The sequence below is a fragment of the Streptomyces sp. NPDC019224 genome (assembly GCF_040632605.1).
Taxonomy (GTDB): domain Bacteria; phylum Actinomycetota; class Actinomycetes; order Streptomycetales; family Streptomycetaceae; genus Streptomyces.
In genome coordinates, this window is record NZ_JBEYCF010000076.1 from 1 (window position 1) to 25591 (window position 25591).

At 70.2% G+C, this 25591-nt stretch carries 20 protein-coding genes and 2 pseudogenes; 8 read left to right on the top strand and 14 right to left on the bottom strand.

Features of this window, described 5'->3' with window-relative positions; translation table 11 throughout:
• The first annotated feature begins 625 nt into the window (after window positions 1-625).
• Window positions 626-1219, top strand: a complete 594-nt coding sequence (locus ABZ564_RS30910) for a hypothetical protein (protein WP_360862559.1) — start codon at window positions 626-628, stop codon at window positions 1217-1219.
• On the opposite strand, the gene ABZ564_RS30915 is transcribed toward ABZ564_RS30910, so the two are convergent.
• Both ABZ564_RS30915 and ABZ564_RS30920 read right to left on the bottom strand, forming a co-directional pair.
• The gene (locus tag ABZ564_RS30915) at window positions 1167-1961 is read right to left on the bottom strand and encodes an IS5 family transposase (protein WP_360862561.1); all 795 of its coding nucleotides are present in this window, start codon (window positions 1959-1961) and stop codon (window positions 1167-1169) included. The genes ABZ564_RS30910 and ABZ564_RS30915 overlap by 53 nt on opposite strands.
• A 583-nt stretch (window positions 1962-2544) precedes the next feature.
• The gene (locus ABZ564_RS30920) at window positions 2545-3987 is read right to left on the bottom strand and encodes an NF041680 family putative transposase (protein WP_360862563.1); all 1443 of its coding nucleotides are present in this window, start codon (window positions 3985-3987) and stop codon (window positions 2545-2547) included.
• Window positions 3988-4125: 138 nt separating this feature from the next.
• Here ABZ564_RS30920 and ABZ564_RS30925 point away from each other — a divergent pair.
• The 3 genes and pseudogenes from ABZ564_RS30925 to aceB form a co-directional block, all read left to right on the top strand.
• Window positions 4126-5547 (top strand): annotated as a pseudogene (locus ABZ564_RS30925) (IS200/IS605 family accessory protein TnpB-related protein); the annotation flags it as partial.
• Window positions 5548-5565: 18 nt separating this feature from the next.
• Window positions 5566-6159 (top strand): nucleotidyltransferase family protein, encoded by a 594-nt coding sequence (locus ABZ564_RS30930; RefSeq protein WP_360862564.1) that lies wholly within the window; start codon window positions 5566-5568, stop codon window positions 6157-6159.
• Window positions 6160-6391: 232 nt separating this feature from the next.
• The gene (gene aceB, locus ABZ564_RS30935) at window positions 6392-8011 is read left to right on the top strand and encodes a malate synthase A (protein ID WP_360862566.1); all 1620 of its coding nucleotides are present in this window, start codon (window positions 6392-6394) and stop codon (window positions 8009-8011) included.
• A 59-nt stretch (window positions 8012-8070) separates the two neighbouring features.
• On the opposite strand, the gene ABZ564_RS30940 is transcribed toward aceB, so the two are convergent.
• The 5 genes from ABZ564_RS30940 to ABZ564_RS30960 all read right to left on the bottom strand — a co-directional run bounded on the left by ABZ564_RS30940 (window position 8071) and on the right by ABZ564_RS30960 (window position 14225).
• Window positions 8071-8976: a sucrase ferredoxin gene (locus tag ABZ564_RS30940; protein WP_360862568.1), complete on the bottom strand. Its 906-nt coding sequence runs from the start codon at window positions 8974-8976 to the stop codon at window positions 8071-8073.
• On the bottom strand, window positions 8973-10184 hold the full coding sequence (locus ABZ564_RS30945) for a cupin domain-containing protein (protein WP_360862570.1): 1212 nt from the start codon (window positions 10182-10184) through the stop codon (window positions 8973-8975). The genes ABZ564_RS30940 and ABZ564_RS30945 overlap by 4 nt, the downstream gene beginning before the upstream one ends.
• Window positions 10181-10480: a BatC protein gene (locus tag ABZ564_RS30950; RefSeq protein WP_360862572.1), complete on the bottom strand. Its 300-nt coding sequence runs from the start codon at window positions 10478-10480 to the stop codon at window positions 10181-10183. Before ABZ564_RS30950 ends, ABZ564_RS30945 begins: the two co-directional genes overlap by 4 nt.
• A 145-nt stretch (window positions 10481-10625) precedes the next feature.
• Window positions 10626-12914, bottom strand: a complete 2289-nt coding sequence (locus ABZ564_RS30955) for a glycosyl hydrolase family 18 protein (RefSeq protein WP_360862574.1) — start codon at window positions 12912-12914, stop codon at window positions 10626-10628.
• Between the two features lie 315 nt (window positions 12915-13229).
• On the bottom strand, window positions 13230-14225 hold the full coding sequence (locus ABZ564_RS30960) for a fibronectin type III domain-containing protein (RefSeq protein ID WP_360862576.1): 996 nt from the start codon (window positions 14223-14225) through the stop codon (window positions 13230-13232).
• Window positions 14226-14356: 131 nt separating this feature from the next.
• Here ABZ564_RS30960 and ABZ564_RS30965 point away from each other — a divergent pair, with 131 nt between their 5' ends.
• Both ABZ564_RS30965 and ABZ564_RS30970 read left to right on the top strand, forming a co-directional pair.
• On the top strand, window positions 14357-15418 hold the full coding sequence (locus ABZ564_RS30965) for an amidohydrolase family protein (RefSeq protein ID WP_360862577.1): 1062 nt from the start codon (window positions 14357-14359) through the stop codon (window positions 15416-15418).
• 37 nt (window positions 15419-15455) lie between these two features.
• Window positions 15456-16046, top strand: coding sequence for a TIGR03086 family metal-binding protein (locus ABZ564_RS30970; RefSeq protein ID WP_360862579.1), 591 nt, complete (start codon window positions 15456-15458; stop codon window positions 16044-16046).
• A gap of 318 nt (window positions 16047-16364) precedes the next feature.
• Here ABZ564_RS30970 and ABZ564_RS30975 read toward each other — a convergent pair whose 3' ends face one another.
• Window positions 16365-17048 carry an alpha/beta hydrolase gene (locus ABZ564_RS30975; protein ID WP_360862581.1) on the bottom strand — a complete coding sequence of 228 codons (684 nt, stop codon included), beginning with the start codon at window positions 17046-17048 and terminating at the stop codon, window positions 16365-16367.
• Window positions 17049-17108: 60 nt separating this feature from the next.
• Here ABZ564_RS30975 and ABZ564_RS30980 point away from each other — a divergent pair, with 60 nt between their 5' ends.
• Entirely contained in the window at window positions 17109-17933 is an 825-nt protein-coding gene (locus tag ABZ564_RS30980) for a chitosanase (protein WP_360862582.1), read from the top strand.
• Window positions 17934-17989: 56 nt separating this feature from the next.
• Here the strand turns inward: ABZ564_RS30980 and ABZ564_RS30985 are convergent, their stop codons facing one another.
• The 6 genes and pseudogenes from ABZ564_RS30985 to uraD all read right to left on the bottom strand — a co-directional run bounded on the left by ABZ564_RS30985 (window position 17990) and on the right by uraD (window position 23541).
• On the bottom strand, window positions 17990-19324 hold the full coding sequence (locus ABZ564_RS30985) for a nucleobase:cation symporter-2 family protein (protein ID WP_360862594.1): 1335 nt from the start codon (window positions 19322-19324) through the stop codon (window positions 17990-17992).
• Between the two features lie 388 nt (window positions 19325-19712).
• Window positions 19713-21110, bottom strand: coding sequence for an 8-oxoguanine deaminase (locus tag ABZ564_RS30990; protein WP_360862584.1), 1398 nt, complete (start codon window positions 21108-21110; stop codon window positions 19713-19715).
• 42 nt (window positions 21111-21152) lie between these two features.
• Window positions 21153-21413, bottom strand: a pseudogene (locus ABZ564_RS30995) (purine permease); the annotation flags it as partial.
• 249 nt (window positions 21414-21662) lie between these two features.
• Entirely contained in the window at window positions 21663-22586 is a 924-nt protein-coding gene (gene pucL / locus ABZ564_RS31000; protein ID WP_360862586.1) for a factor-independent urate hydroxylase, read from the bottom strand.
• A gap of 7 nt (window positions 22587-22593) precedes the next feature.
• Window positions 22594-22986 (bottom strand): hydroxyisourate hydrolase, encoded by a 393-nt coding sequence (gene uraH, locus ABZ564_RS31005; protein ID WP_360862588.1) that lies wholly within the window; start codon window positions 22984-22986, stop codon window positions 22594-22596.
• A 45-nt stretch (window positions 22987-23031) separates the two neighbouring features.
• Entirely contained in the window at window positions 23032-23541 is a 510-nt protein-coding gene (gene uraD, locus ABZ564_RS31010) for a 2-oxo-4-hydroxy-4-carboxy-5-ureidoimidazoline decarboxylase (protein ID WP_360862590.1), read from the bottom strand.
• Between the two features lie 249 nt (window positions 23542-23790).
• On the opposite strand from uraD, the gene ABZ564_RS31015 reads away from it, so the two are divergent.
• Entirely contained in the window at window positions 23791-25407 is a 1617-nt protein-coding gene (locus ABZ564_RS31015; RefSeq protein WP_360862592.1) for a recombinase family protein, read from the top strand.
• Window positions 25408-25591: the final 184 nt, after the last annotated feature.

Here is a 25591-nt window from a genome sequence, read left to right on the forward strand (position 1 = left end):
GCCGAGCAGGCAACGGCCGAACGAGCGAACCTGAAACCCCGCCAACCCGCCCTGACCAGCTGATCAGCACCTCCCGAGCAACGGGGGAACCTCAAACCGCTGGTGCGCTCAGCGCAGGCAGACCGCCCAACGCCACGGACAACACGGCCAACACACACACCCGCCGGCGCACACGACGCCACACCCCACCATTCACAACCCCGCCCCCACGGTTCACAGTCTGTACACAAGTCGGCTCAATATGAAGGCCTCAGCCCACCTCGTCAAGCGTGATCAGCCCACCACAAACAGCTAGTTGCATATGCGAAGGGCGTTACGTCCAGAACTATGCATGACAGTCCATGCATGCACCATATACAGCTCGCGGCTCACGCCTCAGGCGACAACCCCCGCTCCTCCCTGGAGGGTTGACGGATGTTGCTCATGGTTCAGACCGCCCCAGAGCCTCTGCGTGACCGAAGAAGATCCCTAAAGCGAATCGGAAGGCGACCTGCTGGAGTCCCGCTGTTCGAGCCAAGCGTGATTCGAAATTCGGCCATCCGCGTCCAGTCAACCAGCGCCTCTGTACAGAGCTGAGAAGCCGTGTCTCAACCGAACATGATCGTTTTATTCTTGCTGGTCAGGCATGGTTTCGGATGGGGCGAGGGAGATTTTCGACGTTCTGTTCTGCCCGTTCGGTGAGGGGTGCGCGGTGGCGTCGGTGCTGGGGTTGCTGGAAGCGCGGGAAGCGGCTGCTCGCGTGCGAGTGGAGGATCTGCGGGAGGTAGCGGCCCGGGCGGCTGTGGCGCTGGAGGCAGCGGAGATCGAGCTGGACCGGCGGGTGATCGCACGGGAGGAGCTCCTCGAGGCCCTGGCCCTGTCCGCTGCAGAGACCACCACCGTGACCGAGGCAGAGACGGAGGCGACATCGATGTCCGGGCCTTCGCCGTTGCCGGGAACGACCGTGCCGTCCTGGCGGGACGGGCTGCCCGCGACGGTTCTCGCGCCGGATTACCAGCGGATCCTGGGCATGGTGGCGAACCGGTCGGGCCAGGAGCCGGCACGAGCCAAGGAGATCGCGGTGGCGCTGGGACTGGAGCCGACGCCGGCGAAGGTGGAGGGCGTGCGGTCGAAGGCCAGGCGTCTGGCTGAGCGCGGGTGGCTGGTCCAGGAGGTGTCGGGGATGTTCAGTGCCTGCCGCGGGGTCGTGGCCGGGCCAGTCGGCGGCTCATCCGCGTGATCATCGACCACTGGATCATCGCCTCGCTGGTGGTCGCCAGGGTTTCGTAGTCACGGGCCAGACGGCGTGAATGCATCAGCCAAGCGAACGTGCGCTCCACCACCCACCTGCGGGGCAGCACCACGAACCCGTTCATGTCGTCGGTGCGTTTGACGACCTCCACGGTGAGCGCGAGTCTTTCCTTCGCCCAGCCGACAAGGCCGCCGGTGTAGCCGCCGTCGGCCCAGACCATGGTGATCTCCCTTTGCCGCGAGCGTAGTTGTCGCAGCAGCGGCACGGCCGCGTCCCGGTCTCCCACGTTCGCGGCCGTCACCGCGACGGCCAGCAGCAGGCCGAGGGTGTCGGTCACGATGTGTCTTTTTCGGCCCGGCACCTTCTTCCCGCCGTCGTACCCGCTTGAGGAAGCAGGCACGGACGCGGCCGCCCGCACCGATTGCGCGTCGATGATCCCCGCCGACGGTTCCGCTTCACGGCCCTCGTGCTCACGGACCTTGCCTCGCAGCCGGTCGTGGAATTCCGCGATCAGCCCGTGCTCACGCCACCGGCGGAAGAAGGCATAGACCCGGCCCCAGGCGGGAAAGTCCGCAGGCATCGCCCGCCAGGAAATCCCGCCCGCGACCAAGTACCGGATCGCGTCCAGCAACTGGCGGTGGCAATAGCCCCCGGGCTGCCCGCCCCGGCCCTCCAGCCAGGCCGGCACCGGCAGCAACGGGCGCACAGCCGCCCACTCCGCGTCCGTCATGTCCGACGGATACCGACGCACCCGCTCCGGATGATCAGCCGCGTTCCCGTACACGTGCGCGAGACAATCACACGATCGAGCAGCCGAGTTGAACAATGCGGGAGCGGACGCGTAGAACTGCGACAACAGGGCCTCCTGGAACTGCTCGGTTCGGTTCGCACCTCCGAGCTACCAAGGGGCCCTGCCTTCATGCACCTACCGCCGGAAGATCACCCCGGCGGGAAACCTGTTCGACTCACACGTTCCATCATCGGTTGAGATACGACCTCTGAGATCGGAGCCAAACATGAACCGGGCAGGAGAAGAACCATCACCATAGCCCAACCGCTGTGGCACTGCTGGTCGCACGCAGCGGCCGACAGCAGTCCGACTATCCACGCTCTGGAGTGAACACCTGGCGAATCACCCCACTCGGCGCGCACCGAACCTCTACGAAGATCGCCAACCACATGTGCTGAGCCTCGAAAGGCGGCCCCTGAGCGCATTCTCGTCCCCCTCGCGGCCAACGCTGCCGCGCTCGCCCACGCGCAGACGCAGACGCAGACGCAGACGCAGACGCCCCAACGCTTAGCTTGTTCTTTATCTACCAAGATCTTCCGGGCTTGCCGATGGCCTTGAGGGTCTCGGGGCGTTTGACGGTCTTGCCGACGTCGTAGCGGGGTGCCCGGTGTCTGTTCTTGGCGCCGGGTGGTCGTCCGGGGCCGGCGCCGCGGGGTTTGGGAACGCGGGCCGGGCAGACGAGGTGAGCGCGGATGTTCCTGAACCCCCGGCGGACCCGGGCGGGGGTGAGCCGGCCGGAGGCGGTGGGCTTCTCCCAGGGCCGGCGGAGGTCCTCGGCGAGAGGGCGGGCGAGCCGGAGTTGGGTGTGAGCGACGATCAGGATCCAGGTCCAGCGGTCCGCCGCCTCGGGAGTACGGAGTTTCGGGGTGGTCCAGCCGAGGATCTGCTTCGCGAAGCGGAAGGTGTGCTCCAGATCGAAGCGGCGGAGGAATGCCTGCCAGAAACGGTCCACATCGTCCGGGGTGGCACCGGTCTTCGAGGACCACAACCACACCGGCGGAGCGTCCCGGTCCTTCGATAGATGCTCGACCTTCAACCGGATCAACGTGCCTTCAACCAAGGGCAGTTCGCCGTCGTGGTCGAGCCATGAGGAACGGTGGGTGAGCCGGGGATGGACCCGGTCCCATGCCCGTGTTTCGGCCTTGCCGTAGTTGGTGGTGTCGGTGACGGTGGTGATCGCGGGCTCGGGCCAGGTCTCCGGCTTGGTGAAGCGGAACTCCGGTCCGTGCTTAGGCGGCCGGCCGTTCGTCCCCGGTCGGCGGGGCGGCTTCGGCAGGCGCATGACGCGGTCGGAGCGGACCCGGCCGACCAGCTCGACCGGCAGATCGCGCAGGACCCAGGCCAGGCGGGTGACGTCGTAGCCGGCGTCGCTGACGATCACGATATGCGGGTCCCCCCTCTGCCACTGCCCCGCGGTGATGAGCCGCTCGACGACTCCCCGCAGCTGGGCGGCGGTGACCGCGGTCGCGTCGTCGACAGGTCCGAGGCGGACCGCGTCCAGGATCGCGGTCCAGGACGTGGCGCCCGGCTCCAGCGCGGCGACGAAGGAGTAGGGCCAGCCCGGGATGAACTGCGAGGCCGTCTTCGCACGGCCGTAGACGTGGCAGAAGAGGCGTTCCGCCGAGCACGGCGCGTCCGAGCGGAGCCACGGTGACAAGTCGACTGCCAGGACCAGGCGCCCGCCGTCGAAACGTGGCAGCGACAGCCCGGCCAGCACCGTCCGCAGCCGACCGGTGTCGATGCGGCCGTGGTTCAGGCCGCCGTACATCGCTCCGTGTCCACGACGATGTTCGGGCAACAGCGTCAGGTCCACCGGGGACTTCACCGCACCGTCGGCACACAGCACCGCGTCCGCCAGCTCGAACAACTCGTCGCGCCGGGCGGTCAGACACTCGTAGGACTCTCCCCGGAAGCGTGACGCTTCCGTGAACGCTTCCCTCCGTACGGCATCAGGCAGCAGACTCACCCTCACGGCCTTCGTCTTGGTCAGTGCACCTTGGTCGGAGCACATGATCAGACGAAGGCCGCCCCCGCGTCCGGCGAATCCCCAGGTGAGCGACTCAGTTCGAGACACCGTTCGAGGCCGGAAGAAAAAGAACAAGCTAAGCGTGGGTTGACGGGCATGTCGTCGTCGCGGATCGCCGGGGCGATCACGAAGGCGTCACATGATCAGTGGGCGCTGGCGAGGCGGTGCCTGGCCGCGCACATCCGCAGCCTGGAGGCCGGGATCAGGACCCTGCGGCACCGCCTGTCGCTCCCGGTCGGGGCCAAGGGGACGAAGCGTGCGGCTGGCGGTTACCGGTCCAGGGGTGAGTGGTTTCACAAGTCCCGCCGTCTGAAGGCCCTGGAGGACCGGCTGGCGACTGCTGTCGCGGACTGGCGGTCGGGGCGGGTGCGGGTCGTGCGGGGCGGGAAGCGCCTGTTGACCACCCGCCATCATCTCGCCGAGGCCGGACTGAGCGAGGGTGAGTGGCGTGAACGCTGGGAGGCGGAACGGTGGTTTCTGGCGGCGGACGGCGAGTCGGGCAAGCGATACGGGAACGAAACCATCCGCGTCACCCCCGAGGGGCAGGTCAGTATCAAGCTCCCCGCCCCCCTGGCTCACCTGGCCAACAGCGCGCATGGCCGCTACACCCTCACCGCGACGGTCGGGTTCGCGCACCGGGGTGGGGAGTGGGCCGACCGTGTCGTAGGCAACCGTGCTGTCGCCTACCGCATCCACTACGACACCGGCCGGGACCGCTGGTACCTGACCGCGTCCTGGCAGAAACCAGTCGTACAGACCGTCCCGTTGGAAGCCGCGAGGGCCGGGGGTGTGATCGGAGTGGACACCAACGCAGACCACTTCGCCGCCTACCGCCTCGACCCCCACGGCAACCCGGTCGGCGAACCCCACCGCTTCCCCTACGACCTGTCCGGGTCGGCCGCACACCGTGACGCGCAGGTCCGCCACGCCCTTACCCGCCTCCTGCACTGGGCGAAGCAGGCCGGTGTCACCGCCATCGCCATCGAAGATCTCGACTTCACCACGGAGAAGACGCGGGAGAAGCACGGCCGCCGGAAGCATTTCCGGCAGCTGCTCTCCGGCATGCCCACCGGCAAGCTCAAAGCCCGCCTCGTCTCCATGACCGCCGAACACGGTCTCGCGATCATCGCGGTCGACCCCGCCTACACCTCACGGTGGGGTGCTCAGCACTGGCAGAAGCCACTGACCACCCCGCACCGGAAGATGTCCCGTCACGATGCCGCCGGTATCGCGATCGGGCGACGCGCCCTCGGACACCCGATCCGGCGTCGGACGACACCGCCCCGTGCGCACCAGAGCGATGCGCACGGGCATCGGACCGTCCAGGCCGCACCGGGCGCCCCAGGGCGTGAGGAACCCCGCCCCCGCATCCCCGGGCCACGGACACGATCCGTGCCACCGGACGCGGCGAGAACGCGGGCAACCAGGACACCCAAAACCGTTCGGGATGTCCGCAGTGCCAGGGTGTGGGTCCAAGACCCACACCTGCTCACTGAATAGGAACGGTATCCAGGCGGCATGACACACCCACAGATCGCCGGACTGCTGCTCGCCGCGGGCGGCGGCCGCCGGCTCGGCGGACGCCCGAAAGCCCTGCTGGAACACCGGGGCGGCCTGCTCGTCGACCACGCGGCGCGCACGCTGCGCGAGGGCGGCTGCGGCCCGGTCCACGTGGTGCTCGGCGCGGCGGCCGACGAGGTGCGGGCGCGGGCGGAGCTGGACGGCTGCACGGTGAGCGTCAACCCGGAGTGGACCGAGGGCATGGGCTCCTCGCTGCGGGCGGGGCTCGGCGCCCTCGCGGGTGCGGGGGCGGACGCGGCGCTCGTGCTGCTGGTGGACCAGCCGGGCATCGACGCGCGGGCGGTGGCGCGGGTGCGGGCGGCGTACCGGGACCGGACGAGCCTCGTGGCGGCCTCGTACGCGGGGGAACGCGGCCATCCGGTGCTGTTCGGGGCGGACCTGTGGGCGGACATCGCGGCGGGCGCGGTGGGCGACCAGGGGGCGCGGGGCTTCCTGCGGGCGCACCGGGAGGCGCTGACGCTCGTCGAGTGCTCCGATGTGGCACAGGCGTACGACATCGACACTCCGGCGGACCTCTCGCACCTGGAGTGAACGCACTGGCACGCTGCGCCGACGCCCCGGCAGTTGTGTCGACCCGAAGAGTCTCGACATCAACAAACCATTGAACTTCCACCATGAGGAAACTACTATCCACTGGTCAGAAGCCCTCTGCACCCCGGACGGCGGCCGCAGCCGTGTCCCGGAGCCCTGGCACGCCGTGCCGAACCGGGCGGCCCGGCGGCCGTGACGCCGTCCGCACCGCCCGCTGAAGGAGTGACAGCTCATGTCCGCACCAGCGCCGTCCTCGCTGGCCATCGTCGATGCCGAGCCCCTGCCCCGGCAGGACGAGGTCCTCACCCCCGCGGCCCTCGCGTTCGTGGCCGAGCTGCACCGCCGGTTCACGCCCCGCCGCGACGAGCTGCTCGCCCGCCGCGGCGAACGCCGGGCCGAGATCGCCCGCACCTCCACGCTGGACTTCCTCCCGGAGACCGCGGCGATCCGTGCGGACGACTCCTGGAAGGTGGCGCCGGCCCCGGCCGCGCTGAACGACCGCCGGGTGGAGATCACCGGCCCGACCGATCGCAAGATGACCATCAACGCCCTGAACTCGGGCGCGCGGGTCTGGCTCGCCGACTTCGAGGACGCCTCCGCCCCCACCTGGGAGAACGTCGTCCTCGGCCAGCTCAACCTGATGGACGCGTACAACCGCTCCATCGACTTCACCGACCCGGGGTCCGGCAAGTCGTACGCGCTGAAGCCGGCCGAGGAGCTGGCGACCGTCGTCACCCGCCCGCGCGGCTGGCACCTGGACGAGCGCCACCTCCAGCTCGACGGCACCCCCGTGCCCGGCGCGCTGGTCGACTTCGGGCTGTACTTCTTCCACAACGCCCAGCGCCTCATCGACCTCGGCAAGGGCCCCTACTTCTACCTGCCGAAGACGGAGTCGCACCTGGAGGCCCGCCTCTGGAACGACGTCTTCGTCTTCGCGCAGGACGAGCTGGGCATCCCGCGGGGCACCGTCCGCGCCACGGTCCTGATCGAGACGATCACCGCCGCGTACGAGATGGAGGAGATCCTGTACGAGCTGCGCGACCACGCCTCCGGGCTGAACGCGGGCCGCTGGGACTACCTCTTCTCCATCGTGAAGAACTTCCGTGACGGCGGAGCCAAGTTCGTCCTGCCGGACCGCAACGCGGTGACGATGACCGCCCCGTTCATGCGGGCGTACACCGAACTCCTCGTCCGCACCTGCCACAAGCGCGGCGCGCACGCGATCGGCGGCATGGCGGCCTTCATCCCCTCCCGACGCGACGCCGAGGTCAACAAGGTCGCGTTCGAGAAGGTCAAGGCCGACAAGGACCGCGAGGCGAACGACGGCTTCGACGGCTCCTGGGTCGCCCACCCCGACCTCGTCCCGATCGCCATGGCCTCCTTCGACGCGGTCCTCGGCGAGAAGCCGAACCAGAAGGACCGCCTGCGCGAGGACGTCTCGGTGGCGGCCGGCGACCTGATCGCCATCGACACCCTGCACGCCAAGCCCACGTACGACGGCCTGCGCAACGCCGTCGCCGTCGGCATCCGCTACATCGAGGCGTGGCTGCGCGGCATGGGCGCGGTGGCCATCTTCAACCTGATGGAGGACGCGGCCACCGCCGAGATCTCGCGCTCGCAGATCTGGCAGTGGATCAATGCGGACGTGGTCTTCGAGAACGGCGAGCACGCCACGGCGGACCTGGCCCGCAAGGTCGCCGCCGAGGAACTGGCCGCGATCCGCGAGGAGATCGGCGAGGAGACCTTCGCCGCCGGCCGGTGGCAGGAGGCCCACGACCTGCTGCTCCAGGTCTCCCTGGACCAGGACTACGCGGACTTCCTGACGCTCCCGGCGTACGAGCGGCTGCGCTGACGCCGGTACGTTCCCTGCCCCGCCCCCTCGCGTACGCGCCCGGGGGCGGGGTTTCGCGTTCAGCCGACGCGGATCGACGTGACCTCGTGGACCACGGCCGCGCTCGTCGCCGGTCCGTTGCAGGTCAGCTGGTGCGGGGGCGCCCGGTGCGCGGTGACCTCCACGTCGTACGCCGTCGCGCGCGGGGCGGGGCCGGTGACGCGGATCAGCCAGTGCGGGCCGGCCCGGGAGGTGCCGGTGACCCGGTAGTCGTGGCGGCCGGCCGGGCCGAAGCGGGCGAGTACGGCGGCGACGGCGGCCTGCTGGGCCGGGAAGAGGTCGGTGTAGCCGCGCAGGTGCCCGGCGTGGACGCGGTCGGCGAGGTGCTGTTCGACCACGGCGACGGACGAACGGGCGTCCAGGCCGCCGTAGTAGACGCCGTCGGGCGCGACGAGCACGTTGGCGGCGAACCGGTCGCCGCCCACATGCGTGCACTCCCACACCAGCTCGGGCCACCGCTCGCTCAGCGCGCGGGCCACCGGCCTTCCGCGCAGGGCGCAGCAGGTGTCGTGCCGGCCGTGGGCGCAGACGAGGACGACGGGCGGGTGCCCCGGCTCACCGGTCTCGCCGGGCGCTTCGAGTGCGTCGGCGATCCGGGCCAGGTCCTCGTCGCGTTCCCAGGTGCCCCACTGCTGGCGATGGGCGCCGGTGCCGTCGTACCGGAGCATGGCCCAGCGCCGGGGGCCGGCCTCCTGGGTGCGGCGGCCGTGACGCCTGATCAGGAGGACGCGGGCGCGTACCGCGCGGGCCGCCTCGAAGAGGAGGGCTTTGGCGACGGGGTCGAGCGGGAGGCCGTCGTAGCCGTCGGCGGGCCAGGGGGCGTGGTGTTCGACGAGCACCCAGACGAGTCCGTACGGGGCCGTGCCCGGGAGGGCGTCGCCGCGGGCCCGGGCGGCGTCGGCGCAGAAGAAGCGTTCCGTTCTCACTGGGCGGCCGGGACGAGGACACCGGCGCGCAGCAGCCTTCCCGCGCAGGCGAGGCCGAGGTCGCCGGCGGTGCGCACCTCGCCGGCGAGCAGGCGGTTCAGGGCCGGCAGATCCGCTTCCGGGAAGTCGAGCCCGCCCACCCGGGTGACCAGGCGGCGGCCTTCGAGGCGGGCCTCCAGCGCGCCCCTGAGCCGGACCGGGGTGCCGGGGCCGAGTCCGGTCACGGCGGCGAGCTGGGCCAGCGGTCCGAGGGGGGCGGGGCGGGCCTGGCCGCGCCGGGTGCGGTGGAAGTGCGGGGCGGGGTCGGCCGCGGCGAGGGCCGCGACGAGGCGTTCGCGTACCGGGGCCGTCTCCTCGTCCGGGCCCGCCACGCCCAGCGGCAGGGAGCCGCGCATCCAGGGGTCGTCGCGCAGTTCCGCGAGCGCGGCGCGCATGAGCTGTTCGGCCAGGGCGTACCGGGTCCAGGCGTGCACGCCGAGCGTCAGGTGGACCGAGACCTCGCCCTGCGCCTCGGCGGCGTGCAGCCAGCCGCGCGGCAGGTAGAGGACATCGCCCGGTTCCAGCACGGTGTCGAGGTGCGGCTCGCCCCGGGCGGCCTCGGCGACGGTCCGGCGATGGTCGGTCCACGGCTGGTCGCGCAGCGGGTCGGGGTGCACGGGCGGGTGGACGGTCCAGCGCTTGGTGCCCTCGATCTGGAGCACGAAGACGTCGTGGACGTCGTAGTGGGCGTCGAAGCCGCGGTTCTGCGGCGGGGTGACGTAGGCGTTGGCCTGCACCGGGTGGCCCAGTTCGGCGGCCAGCGCGGCGGTGAGGTCGCCGAGGGGGGCCCAGGTGCGTTGAAGGGCCTGCAGGACGAGGGTGGCGCCGTCGGCGAACTCCCGCCACAGGGCGGTGTCGTCGGCCTGGTCGCTGATGGTGGCGCCCACCCCGGCGGGCGAGGTGAACGAGGCGTCGGGCAGGGTGTCACCGTTCTTGGCGACCCGGAGGAACGGCGTACGCAGTCCGCGCCGCGAGACGAGTTCGTCGACGGCGCCGGCCGAGAAGAGGTCGGAGAAGTCACCGGCCCGGCGGGTGAGCAGGGCCGTGCGGGCCCAGACGTCACGGGCGAACGCCTCCCGGCTCAGGCCGGGCGTCAGACGTGACTCCAGGACCCCGGGGGCGGCCGATACGGCCCGGGGGTTCTGAACGCCTGCGGGGGACGTGCTCAAGAACCGTTGCCGGACTCGTCCGCGCCGCCGTCGGCCCCGCCGTCGTGCACGCCGGGTGTCCCCGCCGCCCCGCCGTCGGCCGGCCCCTCGGCACCACCGTCCGCCCCACCATCCGCACCGCCGTCCGCCCCGCCGTCGGCCCCACCGTCGTGGACACCTGGCGTACTCGCCGCGCCGCCGTCCGCCGGGCCTTCCGCGCCACCGTCCGCACCGCCGTCGTGGAGGCCGGGAGTGCCCGCCGCGCCGCCGTCCGCGGGGCCTTCCTGCTGGTTCGGGTCCTGCTCGGGGCTGGTCATGGTTCCTCCCGCGCATCGAACGGCTGGGGCCGGGCACCGTATCGGCCCGGTCGTGAGGCACGGCGGTGCCAACGGGGGCACCGCCGTGCCCAGCCTACCGCTATGGGCGGTAAGTCTCGATCCGAGGGAAATGACCGTATATGCGCTACTTCAGCCCGTTGTCCAGGGCGCTCATCAGCGTGCCCTGGGAGGTGTCGCCCGACATCTCCCAGACCATGACGCCGAGCAGGCCCTTGTCCTTCACGTAGTCGGTCTTCCTGCCGATCGACCAGGTGTCGTCGAAGGACCACCACTGGCTGCCTGTGTAGCCGTACGTCGAGACGGACTGTTCGTCGTGATGGACCGTCATCCCCGGATAGGCGCCGATGAGGTTCGAGTAGCCCCGGGTGCCGGCCTCCTCGGCGAACTGACCGGGGGCGGCCCCGCCCGCCGGCTGCCACTCGCCCGCGACGCCGCCGTCGGTGACGCCCTGCCAGCCCCGCCCGTAGAAGGGGATGCCGAGGGTCAGCTTGCGGGGCTCGACGCCCGCGTCGGTGTACGCCTTGATGGCGGTGTCCGCGCTGAAGTGGAAGCCGTACGGGTCCTGGGTGTCGTTGTAGAGGTTGGCCTGGTGGCCGGTGCGGTTCGGCTCCCAGGAGTTGTCGCTGCCGGAGCCGTGGAAGTCGTAGCCCTGGACGTTGGCGACGTCGAGGGAGTCGAAGACCTTGGACAGGTCCCAGCCCTCGTCGATCTTCTGCGGATCGGCGGGCGTGAAGGCGGTGAGGAGGCGGTGGCCGCCGCCCAGCGCGTCGAGCTGCCTGCGGAACTCGGCGAGCAGCAGGGTGAGGTTGTCCTTGTCGTCGGGCGAGTAGTGGTTGCCGGGGTGTCCGGTGCCGGTGCCCGGCCACTCCCAGTCGATGTCGAAGCCGTCGAAGATGCCGGCCGCGCTGCCCGGTCCGCCCGCGCCGTTGTACTCGGGCAGATTGCCCTTGATGTACATGTCGATGCAGGAGGAGACGAACTTCTTGCGGGCGGCGTCGGTGGCGGCGACGTCGGAGAAGTACTTGGAGTAGGTCCAGCCGCCGAGCGAGACCACGATCTTCAGCTCGGGGTGCAGCTTCTTCAGCTTCTTGAGCTGGTTGAAGTTGCCGCGCAGCTTGGCCCAGCCGTCGTCCGCGACGCCGTCCACGGACTGGGCGGCGCTGAACGGGCGGGCGTAGTCGGCGTCCGCGTCACCCGCTCCGGTGCCCTGCTCGGGGTCCTGGGGGTCGGCGGTGGTGCCCTTGGTGACGCCGTTGAGGCAGGTGAGGTTGTTGGGATCGATGTTGGCGAAGGCGTAGTTGATGATGTCGAGCTTGCCGGCGGCGCCGGAGGTCTCCAGGTTCTTGACGAAGTACTGGCGGCCGTAGATGCCCCACTGGACGAAGTAGCCGACCTTCGCGTAGTCGCCGGCGCCGACGATGTCGTCGGTCTTCACGGTGAGGGCGTTGCTCGCCGGAGAGGCGTTGTCGGCGGCGTCCCGGGCCTTCACGGTGAAGGTGTACGGGGTGGCGGGCGACAGCCCGCCGACGGTGGCGGTGGTCGTGGTGCCGGAGACCGTGGTGGCCAGGGCGGAGCCGCGGTAGATGTCGTACGCGGCGACGCGCTGGTCGTCCGTCGCGGCGGTCCAGGCGAGCGTCACGGACGAGGAGTCGGTGGCGGTGGCGCGCAGGGCGCCGGGGGCCGTCGGGGCCGAGGTGTCGGTGGCCGGATCGACGGTCGTGACGGTCAGCGGGGCGCTCTCGGCGGAGACGTTGCCCCTGGTGTCCTTGGCCCGCACGGTGAAGGCGTAGGCGGTGGCCGGGGTCAGGCCGGTGACCATGGCGGAGGTGGTCGCGGTGGCGGAGCCGAGGACCTTGCCGCCCGCGAGGATGTCGTACGAGGCCACGGGGAAGTCGCCCGCGGTGGCGGCGGTCCAGGACAGCGAAGCGGTACGGGCGGTGACATCGGTCCGCTTCAGTCCGCCCGGCGCGCCCGGGGGCACGTCGGCGGAGCCGTCGCACTTGTCGCCGTTGATCCGGCACCCGGTCGGGGCGGTGATCGGGCCGGTGGCGACGAACCAGAAGCTGTACGGCTCGGTGGTGCTGTGCGCGGCGACCGTGCCGTTGTAGTGGGCGTTGACGGCGGTGAGGTGACTGCCCTGGGCGGTCGTGGTCCCGTTGTACGAGGACTGGATCGCGACCCCGGCGGGCAGGTCGAACTCCAGGCTCCAGCCGGTGACGGCGGTGTCGGTGTCGTTACGGAGGATGTAAGTGCCCTTCCACCAGGGGCCGTTGTCGGCGGAGGTGAAGGTCGCCGTGAGCTTGCCGGCCGCGTGCGCGGGGACGGCCTGCAGGGACAGGAGCGCGAGGAGGAGTCCGAGAACGGCGAGCAGCGCGGTCGCCGTTCTCCGTCCGGGTGTCAGGTGCTCGAACATGGTTCTCCCTTACGGCAGGGACCGGTGAGGCGGTCCTCGGGGAGGTGCGGATGTCGTGCCATGGAGCACCCGGGAAGGTATTTGGTCTGGACCAAGCCGTCAAGAGGTACAGACCATTTGAGTGGCGAGCGGGAAGGCGGCCGCGGCCCGGACAACTCCCGTGACGGACATGTGAATCGATCGCCACGATGACGAGGATCATCGACGCCCCCACCCCGTGGCCCGACGAGTCGCCGCGCCCGTCGGGGCCCAGGCGCCCCGGCCGCCGTCGTGGATCGAGACGGTCCGGGTCCGCGACGGACGCAAGCGGGCGGCTCAGTCCCCGAGCACCACCGTGCGTACGGCGGAGAAGTCCCCCCACGTGCCGTCCGGCAGCTTGGCGCGGATCTTCATCGAGTAGCGGGTGCCGCGCGGGTCGGTGACGGTGAGTTCGTAGTGCGCCCGGCCGGCGGGCGGTTCGCCTCCCCAGACGATCGTGGTGGTCAGCCGGCCGTTCAGGTAGAGCTGGTACGCGGGGATCTCGCCGCCCGTCTCGGGCTGCTTCCAGTCCAGCTCCACGGTGTGCTCCCCGCCGTCGGCCCGGTTCGTGATCCGCAGGTCGGTCGGGGCGGTGGAGGCGGGGGCCCCGGGGGCCGAAGCGGTGGTGACGTCGAGGCCGGCGCTCTCGGGCGACGAGGTGTCGGCCGCGTCCCGGGCGCGGACCGTGAAGGTGTACACGGTGCCGGGGCGCAGTCCGGTCAGCCGCGCGGTGGTCTGCGTGCCGGGCACGCTGTGGATGCGCGAGCCCTCCTGGTAGATGTCGTACGCGGTGACGCCGACGTCGTCCGTGGAACCGCCCCAGGACAGGGTCGCGGCCCGGCTGCCGTCGGCCTTGCCGTGCGGCTTCCCCGGCCGGGTCGGGGGTGCGTGGTCGGCGGGGGTCGGGGCGGGGGTGGTGACGGAGGCGGCGGCGCTCGGCGCGGAGAGGTTGCCGGCCGCGTCGCGGGCGCGGACGGTGAAGGTGTACGCCGTGGACGCGGTGAGCCCGTCGACGTCGGTCATCACCCGGCTCGCGGGGACCGACTTGACCTTCTCGCCCTCGCGGTAGACGTCGTAGCCGGTGACGGCCGTGTCGTCGGTGGCGGCCTTCCACATGACGTGCGCCGAGGTGGCGCTGCTCGCCTGCGCGGTCACCCCGTGCGGCGCGGTGGGCTTCCCGGTGTCCGCGTGGGCCTCGGAGCCACAGGCGGTGGTGAGCGTGGCGAGGATCAGGGCGGCTGAGCAGGCCAACGCGGTATGCGTGTGGGGGGATCGCACGGTCGTGCCTTCCATCCGGCAGCAATGGTCCAGACCTGTATCGCACGGGGTGGGGGCCGACGACAAGAGGACGGCGCGGAACCTTCCGCAATGTGCCGGTGTGCCCCGCCCCTTGGTGCGCGCGGCGGCTGACGTACCGTCGGCGGATGCTGTGCGTACGAGGTGTGGTGCTGCCGGAGCGCGAGGAGCGGGCGTTCCGGATCGAGGGCGGGGTGCTGCGCGAGGGCGCCCCGCCGGGCGGGTTCGCGGGGCGGCACGCCGAGACCGTGGTCGACGGCGGCTGGCTGCTGCCCGGCCTCGTCGACGTCCACACCCATCCCGGGGCCACCGACACGAGCGAGCCCTTCGACGAGGAGCTGCTGCGCGAGCAGTTGCGCGCGCACCGGGACGCCGGGGTCCTCGCCGTCCGCACACCGGGCACGGCCGCGCGGATGCCGGCCTGGGTGGACGACGATCCGGAGCTGCCGAGGGTCACGTCGGCGGGACGGTGGCTGGCCACACCCGGCCGGTTCTTCCCCGGCTTCGGTCGGGACGTGAGCGAGGCGGAGCTCGTCCGGGCCGCCGTGGAGGAGTCGGCGGCCTCCTCCGGCTGGTGCAAGGTCGTCGGGGACTGGCGGCAGGACGAGCCCCCGGTGCCGCTCGACCTGCTCACCGAGGTGGTCGCCGCCGTCCACGCGGCGGGGGGGAAGGTCGCGGTTCACTGCCAGACCGCCGAGGGCACCCGCAACGCGGTCCTCGCGGGGGCGGACAGTCTGGAGCACGGCATGCATCTGGACCCCGGGCTGCTGGACCGGATGGCCGCGCAGGGCACCGCGTTCATACCGACGCTGGCCGCGTTCGGCAGGGGCGTGGACGCGATGCGGGCGCGGGAGCCGAGTGTGCGCCGCGATCTGTGGCTGGCCGGCTGGGAGACCATGTTCGGCAACGTCCGGGCCGCCCACGAGGCGGGCGTCACGGTGCTCGCCGGCACCGACTCGTTCCCCTGCGGGACCGTCGCGAGCGAGGCGTCCTGGCTGCTACGGGCCGGGCTTCCGGCCGAGGCGGCGCTCGGCGCGGCGTCCTGGACGGCCCGGTCCTGGCTCGGCCTGCCCGGCCTGGTGGACGGGGCGCCGGCCGACCTCGTCGCGTACGACACCGACCCGACCGCCGATCCGGCGGTGCTGGATCACCCCCGCCGGATCATTCTGCGGGGACACGTGGTGCGCTGACCGATGAGGTGCGGGCGGTCGGGCAGTCTGCACCGGTATGAACACACAACCACTCGACCTGGAGCCCGCCGCCCGCCGGATCACCGCGCAGCTCGGCGCCGTCGACGACGGCACGCTGGGGACCGGGACGCCGTGCCCCGGCGTGACCGTGGGCGCCCTTCTCGCCCACATCGAGGGCCTGGCCCTCGCCTTCCGCGACGCGGCCCGCAAGGAGCTGGGGCCGGTCACCGACACGGCGCCCCCGGTGGAGTCCGGTGTGCTGGAGTCCGGCTGGCGCACCACGCTGCCCACCGCGCTCGACGAGCTGGTCGCCGCCTGGCGCTCCCCCGGCGCCTGGGAGGGCATGACCCGGGCGGGCGGCGTGGACCTGCCCGGACAGGTGGCGGGGATGGTTGCGCTGAACGAGCTGGTGCTGCACGGGTGGGACCTGGCGAAGGCGACCGGGCAGCCGTTCGACGCCGAGGAAGCCCACCTGCGCAGCACGCTCGCGCTGCTGGCGGACCAGGGCGACGACCCCTCCGCCGCGTCCCCGTTCGGCCCGCCGGTGCCGGTCGCAAAGGACGCGCCCCTGCTGGACCGGGCGGTGGCCCGGGGCGGCCGGCGACCGGACTGGCAGCCGGGGAGCTGAGGGGGCGGGCGCCCGCGGCCCGGTCCCGTGCGCCGGGCCGAGAGCGCGGGGCGGCCGGACCGGCAGCCGGGAATCGAGGGGGCGGATGCGCGCACCGCCCCGTCCGCCCGGGCGCGCGACCAGGACCCGTCCGCCGGGGCGCGCGGCCCGGTCCCGTGCGCCGGGGCGGGGCGTGGAGGCCCGGCCCGGGGCGCACACGCCGGTGCGCGCGCTCCGGCTCGGTCGCCCCGGCCCTCAGCTCGTGGCCCGGCCGCCCCGGCCCTCAGCTCGTGGCCCGGCCGCCCCGGCCCTCAGCTCGTGGCCCGGCCGCCCCGGCCCTCAGCTCGTGAAGAACTCCGTGATCCGCTGCGCCGTCTGCTCCGGGTCGGCCTCGTGCGGCCGGTGGCCGCCGCCCATCGTGACGAGGTGGCAGTCCGGGATCATCGCCGCCATGTCCTGGAGCCGGCCCTGCGGCATCGTGCTGGCCGGTCCCCCGGCCAGCATCAGCGTGGGCGCGACGATCTCCCCGAGGCCCCCCGCCCACTCGGGATCGGGGTCCGCCAGCTCGGCGTTCACCGACGCCAGCGCGGCCTCGTCGTAGTCGGCCGGCCCGTCCGGCGTGACGGCCGGGCCCGCCGCGCCGGGGAACGGCGGCGGGGTCTCCACCAGCACCAGCCGCTCCACCCGGTCCGGGTGCTCCTGCGCGAGGAGGTGGGCGACGACCCCGCCCATGCCGTGGCCGACGACCCCCGCCCGGTCGAGCTCGCACTCGTCCAGGAACCCGAGCACGTCGTCGCGCATCAGCTCCAGGTCGTACTCCTCGGGCCAGTCGCTCTCGCCGTGGCCGCGCAGGTCGATCGCGTACACCCGCCACTCCTGCCCCAGCAGGCTCCCGGTCGTTTCCCAGCTCGCCGCGCTCGCGCCGAGGTCGTGCAGCAGTACGACGGGCGACCCGAACGGGTCACCCCAGCTCCGGTACGCCAGCCGCACGTCACCGACATCCACCACAGACTGATCATCCATGCCCCCGACGCTACCGCCGAATGCGCCGGGAACACGCCTCTGGCCTGGCAGGCTGGACCGGTGAAGCTCACCCCGCGCGCCCTGGTCACCCCGCTCGCCGCCCTCCTCATGTCCGCCACGACCCTCACCGGCTGCGCCCAGGCCGACGGCTCCACCGGCAAGGGACCGGGGGCCGGACTCGCCGCTCCGGCGAAGAAGGACATCGCCATGCGGCTCGTCTCCAGTGCGGAGAACTCGACGCTGGACTGGAAGGCGCAGTACGAGTACATCGAGGACATCGGGGACGGGCGCGGCTACACGGGCGGCATCATCGGCTTCTGCTCCGGGACCGGCGACATGCTCCGGGTCGTCGAGCGGTACGCGGAGTCCCGGCCCGGCAACCCGCTGGAGCGGTTCCTGCCCGCGTTGCGGAAGGTGAAGGGGAGCGACGCGCACACGGGGCTGGGCGGGCCGTTCACCCGGGCCTGGGCCGAGGCGGCGGGTGACGCGAGGTTCCGGGAGGCGCAGGACGCCGAGCGGGACGCGTCGTACTTCGACCCGGCGGTGCGCCGGGCGAAGCAGGACGGGCTGGGCACGCTGGGCCAGTTCGCCTACTACGACGCGTATGTGATGCACGGGGAGGCCGACGCGGACGGCACCACCGGTTTCCGTACGATCCGGAGCCAGGCGCTGGACACGGCCAGGACGCCCGCGGACGGCGGTGACGAGACCGCGTATCTCCACGCCTTCCTCGACGCCCGCGTCGCCGCGATCCGCGAGGAGCCGTCGCACAGCGACACGAGCCGGGTCGAGACCGCCCAGCGGGTCTTCCTGAAGAAGGGCAACCTGGACCTGGACCCGCCGCTCGACTGGAAGGTCTACGGCGACAGTTACCACATCGGCTGAACCGCCCGTGGTGCGTACGGCCAACTCCGTACGCACCACGCCTGATTGACGATACGTCAGTGTGACGCGACCTCCATCGCCCTCACCGGGTCGTGGCCGCCGGGGGCGGTGCCCGCCTCCGGGTCGGGCTTGCGGCCCAGGTGGTTGAAGGCGAGGTTGAGGACGATCGCCACGACGCAGCCGGTGGAGATCCCCGAGTCCAGGACGACCAGGAGGTCCTTCGGGAAGGCGTGGTAGAACTCCGGCGCCGCGATCGGTATGAGCCCAACGCCGACGGCCGCCGCGACGATCAGCGCGTTCTCGCCCTTCTCCAGCGCGGCGCCGGCCAGGGTCTGGATGCCGCTGGCGGCCACCGAGCCGAACAGGACGATCCCCGCGCCGCCGAGGACCGGCAGCGGCACCAGCGCGATGACGGAGGCGGCCACCGGGAACAGGCCGAGCAGGACGAGGATGCCGCCGCCGGCCGCGACCACGAAGCGACTGCGCACCTTGGTCATCGCGACGAGGCCGATGTTCTGGGCGAACGCGCTGCACATGAAGCCGTTGAACAGGGGGCTGAGGGCGCTGCCCAGGGTGTCGGCGCGCAGCCCGCCCTCGATGGTCCGCTCGTCGGCGGGGCGGTCGACGATCCTGCCGAGCGCCAGCATGTCCGCCGTCGACTCGGTCATGCAGACCAGCATGACGATGCTCATCGAGACGATCGCGGCCGTCTCGAACTGCGGTGCCCCGAAGTGGAACGGGGTGGGGAAGCCGATCGCGTCGGCGTTCCCGATGGCGCCGAAGTCGGTGATGCCCACGGGGATGGCGATGAGGGTGCCGATGATCAGGCCGAGCAGGATCGCGATCTGCTGGAGGAAACCGCGCAGCAGTTTGCGCAGGGCCAGCACGATGACGAGGGTGACCGCCGCCATGGTGATGTTGGTGGTGGACCCGTAGTCGTGCGCGGTCGCGTTGCCGCCCTGGGACCAGTTGAAGGCGACCGGCAGCAGGGAGACGCCGATCAGGGTGATGACCGTGCCGGTGACCACGGGTGGGAAGAAGCGGACCAGTTTGCAGAAGTAGGGGGCGAGGACGAAGCCGAGGAGGCTCGCGACGATGATCGCGCCGAAGATGACGGCGATGCCGTCGTGTCCCCGGTCCTTGCCGATCGCCACCATCGGGGTCACCCCGGCGAACGAGACGCCGTTGACGAACGGCAGCCGGGCGCCTATCCGCCAGAAGCCGAGCGTCTGGAGCAGGGTGGCTATGCCCGCGGTGAACAGGCTCGCCCCCATCAGGAAGGCGGTCTCCTTGGGGCTGAGGCCCACGGCGGGCCCCACGATCATGGGCGGGGCCACCACGCCCGCGTACATCGCGGCCACGTGCTGGAGGCCGCTGGTGAACATCTTCAGCGGGGGGAGTTTCTCGTCGACCGGATGCTTCCGGCCGGCCGCCTCCGTCGTCGGGTCTTCGTCGGGGTGGGGGGTCGCACGTGCGTCGTCGCGAAACCTGGGCGTAGCTGCCACGGCGGTTCCTCCGGTCGGGTACACGTCGGCGGGGACGTGGGTGTCAGGGAGGTGGTGCCGGGGCCGGTCCGGCGGATCGGGCCCCGTGGTGCAGTGGTGCGGTGGGACAGGTCGTGCGGCTGGTGCGGGCAGCCGGTGTCGCCGGTACGGGAGGCGCGTGCGCGTGGGCAGCGCCTCCCGTACCGGTTGCCGCGGCCCCCGCTCGGGTCCGCGGCGGCCGGGCCGAGGGCCGTCCCCCTCGTCCGGCCGGTATGGGGTCGCCGGGGCCGGTCCGTCAGGCTCCGGCGGCGATCCGCGCGAGGCGGCGGGCCTCGTCGCGGGTGGCGCGGGCGATGGCGTCCTCGTCGGCGGTGACCAGGCGGCCGGACTCGACGACCGGCCTGCCGTCGACCAGCGACAGGGTGACCGGGGCGGCGGCGCCGAAGACGAGCGCGGTGACCGGGTCGGCGATGGAGGCGTGGGCGAGGGTGTCCAGCTTCCAGAGGACCAGGTCGGCCAGCTTGCCGGGCTCCAGGGAGCCGGTCTGGGCCGCGCGGCCGAGGACCTGGGCGCCGCCGTACGTGCCCAGGCGCAGGGCCTGACGGGCGTTCAGGGCCCGTTCGCGGTGGGCGCCGAGGCGGTTGATGAGGAGGGCGTTGCGCAGTTCGGTGTGGAGTTCGCCGGACTCGTTGGACGCGGTGCCGTCGACCCCGAGGCCGACCGGGACGCCGGCGGCGAGCATGTCCGGGACGCGGGCGATGCCGGCGGCGAGGCGGGCGTTGGAGGACGGGCAGTGGGCGACACCGGTGCCGGTACGGGCGAAGGCGGCGATGTCGGAGTCGTTCATGTGGACGCAGTGCGCCATCCACACGTCCTCGCCGAGCCAGCCCGTCGACTCGAAGTAGTCGGTCGGGCCCATGCCGAACAACTCGTGGCAGAACTTCTCCTCCTCCACGGTCTCCGAGCCGTGCGTGTGCAGCCGCACACTCTTGCGCCGGGCCAGTTCGGCGCCCTGGCGCATGAGTTCGGTGGAGACGGAGAACGGTGAGCAGGGCGCTACGGCGACCTGGGTCATCGCGTCGAAGGAGGCGTCGTGGTGGGCGTCGACGGTCGCCTCGGTGGCGGCGAGCGCGCCCTCCAGGGTCTCCACGGCGAAGTCCGGGGGCAGCCCGCCGTCCTTCTCGCTGCGGTCCATGGACCCGCGGGCGAGGGTGAAGCGTACGCCCATGTCGCGGGCGGCCCCGATGATGGCTCCGGACAGGTCGCCGGAGCCCTTCGGGTGGACGTAGTGGTGGTCCATCGCCGTGGTGACGCCGCCGAGGGCCATCATGGCGAGCGAGCCCTGCGCGGCGGCGCGGACCATCGGCTCGTCGATGCGCGCCCACGTCGGATACAGCGCGACCAGCCAGTCGAAGAGATTGTGGTCGGTGGCCAGGCCCCGGGTGATCCACTGGTAGAAGTGGTGGTGCGTGTTGATCAGGCCGGGGGTGGCGAGGTGGCCGGTGGCGTCGATCCGGCGTACGACGTTCTCCAGGCCCTCGGGTGCCCGGCCGGCGCCGACGGACTCGATGCGGTTGCCCGCGACGACGACGTGTCCCGAGGCGTACTCGGTGTCGGCGGGGTCGACGGTCGCGATCGAGCAGTTCTCGATGACGATGCGTTCCACCCGGTCGGGGACTGCCGGTGCTGCCATGGTGCTTCCTTCTCTCGTCCGGGATGTGGGCACGGCAGGACCCTAGGAGGATTTGAGTGCCACGGCGGTGCGGCCGTGGGTGCCGAGATGGTGGAAGAACAGGTTGAGCGGGCTTGCCGCGATGAGCGCTCCCGCGCTGATCCCGGAGCCCAGGACGGTCTGGGCCCAGGACGGGAAGTCCGCGTAGAAACCGGGCGCGGCGAGCGGCACGATGCCGGCGCCGAGGGCCACGGCGACGAGGACGATGTCGGAGCTGTCGTCGAGTCCGGCCTCGGGGAACATACGGACGCCGCTGGCGGCGAGGTGCTGGAGGGCGGTCGGCAGGAGCCGCGAGGGGTGAGCTTCTCGCCCACCGGATGCACCGCACGCTCCGGCGGGGTGGGACAGGGGCCTTCCGCTTCCGTGGGCCCGGATGCTGGCTGTGCCATGAGAGTTCCCTCCGGCCCGGCCGGGGCCCGTCCGCGAGGGCCTGTCTTCCCGTTCCCCTGGTCGTACGGCGGAGGGGAGGTCGAAAACAGGACCCGGGCGGGCGGGCACCGGCGCGGCGCCGCGTCAGAGGTTGGTCATGTCGACCGGGATCTGCGGCTCGACGCCGTCGCGGAGCACGGTGCCCTCGATGAGCCCGTAGGGACGGTCGGCCGCGAAGTACACCTCGTTGTCGTTCTTGAGGCCGAACGGCTCCAGGTCGACGAGGAAGTGGTGGTTGTTCGGCAGCGAGAAGCGGATCTCGTCGATCTCGCTGCGGTTGTCGATGATGCGCGAGCCCATCTGGTACAGGGTCTGCTGGAGCGAGAGCGAGTAGGTCTCGGCGAAGGCGTGCAGCATGTGCTTGCGCGCCTGCTCGTAGGACTTCTCCCAGTTCGGCATGCGCTGCTCGTCGCTGGTCCAGTTGTAGCGCCAGCGGGCGGAGACGTCGGTCGCGAGGATGCGGTCGTACGCCTCCTTGAGCGTCGTGTACTTGTCCTTGACGTAGCCCCAGAACTCGGAGTTGGTCGAGTTCATCACGGTCAGGTCCCTGAGTCCGGAGACGACCTGCCACTTCTCACCGTCGAAGGTGATCTGGGCGGTGCGGATCTCCTGGTTCCTGCGGACGAAGGAGTGCTTGACCTCGTCGGCCCCGATGAAACGGGAGTTCGCCTCGGAGGCGGCGATGCGGTCCCAGGCGTACTCCTCGATGCGGATGCGCGCGGACTTGATCGGCTCCTGCGAGGTCACGAAGTGGCGGGCGAGGTGGATGCCGAACTGCTCGGCGGACTCGATCCCGTGTTCCTTGGCGAACGCGAACACCGTGTTCTTGGTGGTGTCCGTGGGCAGGACGTGCGCGTTGGAGCCGGAGTAGTGGACGTCGTCCATCTCGCCGGAGAGCGCGACCGAGACGTTCAGGTCCTTGATGTGGTGGGTGTCGCCGTCCCGCGTGATCCTGACGACGCGGTTCTCCGCTTTGCCGTACTGGTTCTGGCCGAGAATCGTGGGCATGTGCCTGCTAGCTCCCTCGGTATACGGAGTAGCCGAACGGGTTGAGCAGCAGCGGTACGTGGTAGTGCTCGCCCGGGGTGACGGCGAAGGTGATCGCCACCTCGGGGAAGAACGCGCCGCTGTCCCTTGCGCGGGGGGCGTCCTGCTGCGCCTCGGCTTGTTTCTTGGCTGTGAAGTACGGCTCGGTCTCGAAGTCGAGCCGTACGTGGGTGGTGCCTTCCGGCAGGGCCGGCAGGTCCTTGCAGCGCCCGTCCGCATCGGTCGCGGACCCGCCGAGCGCCACCCAGTCCGCGTCGCGGCCCGAGCGGGCGGCGAGCGAGACGGCGACGTCCGCGGCGGGGCGGCCGATGCTGGTGTCCAGGATGTGGGTGGACACCGATGCGGTGGCGAAGGTGCTCAAGACCTTCCCTCTCCTTCTGTCAGGCCGTGATCCGCCGGATACGGCCTAGGCGTCTTCCGTGACGAGGCGGGTGAGGCGGATGCGGTTGATCCTGCCCAGTTCGGTGCGGACAATCTCCCGCTCCCGCTCGGGCGGGTTCCCGATCCGGGACTTCACCGCGTCGCGCATCTGCTCACCGGTGGCCCCGGTGGCGCAGATCAGGAAGACGTGTCCGAACCGCTCCTGGTAGGCCAGGTTGAGTTCGAGCATCTCGGCCTTGAGCTCCTCGGACGCCCCGGCCATCCCCCGCTGTTCGCGGGAGGAGGCCGGGTCCCCGGGCGTGGGGCGGCCGATCGGCGGGTGACCGGCCATGGCCTCGTCCAGGTCCTCCGCGTCGAGTGCCGCCGTGGCGGTGTCGCTCGCGGAGAGCAGGGCTTCGGTGGTGGCGTACGGGCGGTGGGCGAGGATCGCTCTCCCCCATGCCGCACTGGCGCACACCTCGTGCAGTGCGGCGGCCGCCGCGTGCTCCGCCAGGGTGTTGAACCGGGCGAGGCCCGGCGTGGAGCTCGACGTCACGGGAGCCTCCGTGGCTGTTCTTCGCTGTGCGTTGGTCGGGCTGCGGATAGCTAACGCCCTCCACAACACGACGTCAACAGTTTGTTGAAATTCCGTATACGGAAAGGGCCGCCGCCCGGTGGTCCGGACGGCGGCCCGATCGGTCGCGCATCGGCCGCCTGGGCTTGCGCGCCCAACTACCCGCTCTTGGAGCCGTTCTCGCGGTTCAGGTAGTTGTACACCAAGACCTACACTAGTTACCCTACAGCCATGTTCGCATCGTTTGAAGACCTGTGGCCCGACGATCTACTGGAAGAGATGGGGTGGTCCCCATCCGAGCAGCGAGAGCTGACAGACCTGTGGGAACGGATGGCAGCCCTTCCACCCACCGCCTCCCGTGTCCTCTTGTCCGTCCGACTCTCCATCCTCACCGAGGAGACCACCTCGCCTATCCGGCAGGAGCTGGATCTTGTCCGGATGGCCGTAGAGAGGGAATCAAGAGTTGTAGGCATTGCCCGAGACCTAGGGGTCTCGGCCACTAAAGTACCTCCGTGGAAGAGGCCCCAACTTGGGGAGTGGATTACCAACCGAGCCCCGGAGTTTGACGAAATTCTGTTCTGGAAGCTGGACAGATTCGTCCGAAGGATTTCGGACCTTCACTTGATGATCGAGTGGTGTAAGGAGTACTCAAAGACTCTTGCAGCAAAGAACGATCCCATTGACTTGTCCACAGAGTTTGGCCAATTCATGGTAACGATCATTGCGGGCATGGCTCGGATCGAAGCAGCTAATACAGGGGTTAGGATTGAAAGCCTTTGGAAGTTTGCCCGCACAGCAGAAAAGAGATGGGTGATCGGAAAGCCAGTCTATGGATACAAATCCGTGGACCAAGGTGACGGAACTAAAGTCCTAGTGATTGACCAGGAGAAGGCCCGCACTCTCAGATGGGTGTACTCCATGGTGGTACGAGGGATCTCACTCTATCGAGCGTGCCAACTGCTAACCCGAGCAGGAATCCTTCCCCCAAACAAGGGGGAATGGGGATCGGGGAACCTGAAGGTAATTCTCATCAATCCTGCCCTCATGGGGTACAGGGTCTATCGCCCCAAGGGGTTGAAGCAAGGACAGCCCTCCATTATTGCGTACAACACTAACGGAGAGCCCATCAGGATTGCAGAAGGTATTTTCACAAAGGAAGAGTTTGACAGGCTTCAGGAGATTCTTGCATCCAGGGCCAGGAAGGAAGTCCGTCAGCTCAACAATCGCACTCCCTTCCTAGGGATTATGAAGTGTGGAATCTGCGGAGGCAACTGGTACGACACTCAGAAAATTTGGAAGAGGAAGAGCGGCGAAGTTATGAGGGTTACTCGCCTCCGATGCTCCTCGTACGTATCAGGGCACACCTGTGGAATCAAAGCCTTCCCTGATCCACAGGAAGTTTATGATCTTCTCAAAAATACGGTTCTTGAAGAGATCGGGGATTACGAGGTAGTCCACAGGAAGTACACCCGAGGGGATGATAGTTTGGCTCAAAAGATCAAGTTGGAAGAGCAGATCAGCCACTACATGACTGAGCTAGAGCCGGGAGGGTCCTACCGGGATGGGGGCTTCATTGAGGCCAAGGCAAAGGACACCCTGGCCTCTCTCGGCCGGCAGCTTGCCACAATTGATCCAGAGTCCGTAGAGGATCGCTGGACCTATGAGTCCCAAGGTGTCACCTATCGACAGCACTGGGAGAAACACGGACTCAGGAAAATGGAGGATGACTTGATCAGAAGTGGGATCACCTTCGTCATCTTCGAGGACCATGCGGACCTCAATGTGCCTGAGGACGTCCAACAAAGGCTAGTTGTTCGAAAAGACTTCTTTGGTAGCCAGAAGGTCTGACAGCACAATGAGCCCCCTCTCCCACAAGGGAGAGGCAATACTCCTTTACAACGGAGGTGTTGTGCTAGCCTCCGCACACAGAGCCCAGCCTTCTAGTGTCCTGAGTCGGTAGTCCGCTTGCGGTTATAGGGTGGGGTTATGCCTGGTCCGAAGCCGCTGCCGTTGGAGTTGTCCGATCACGAAC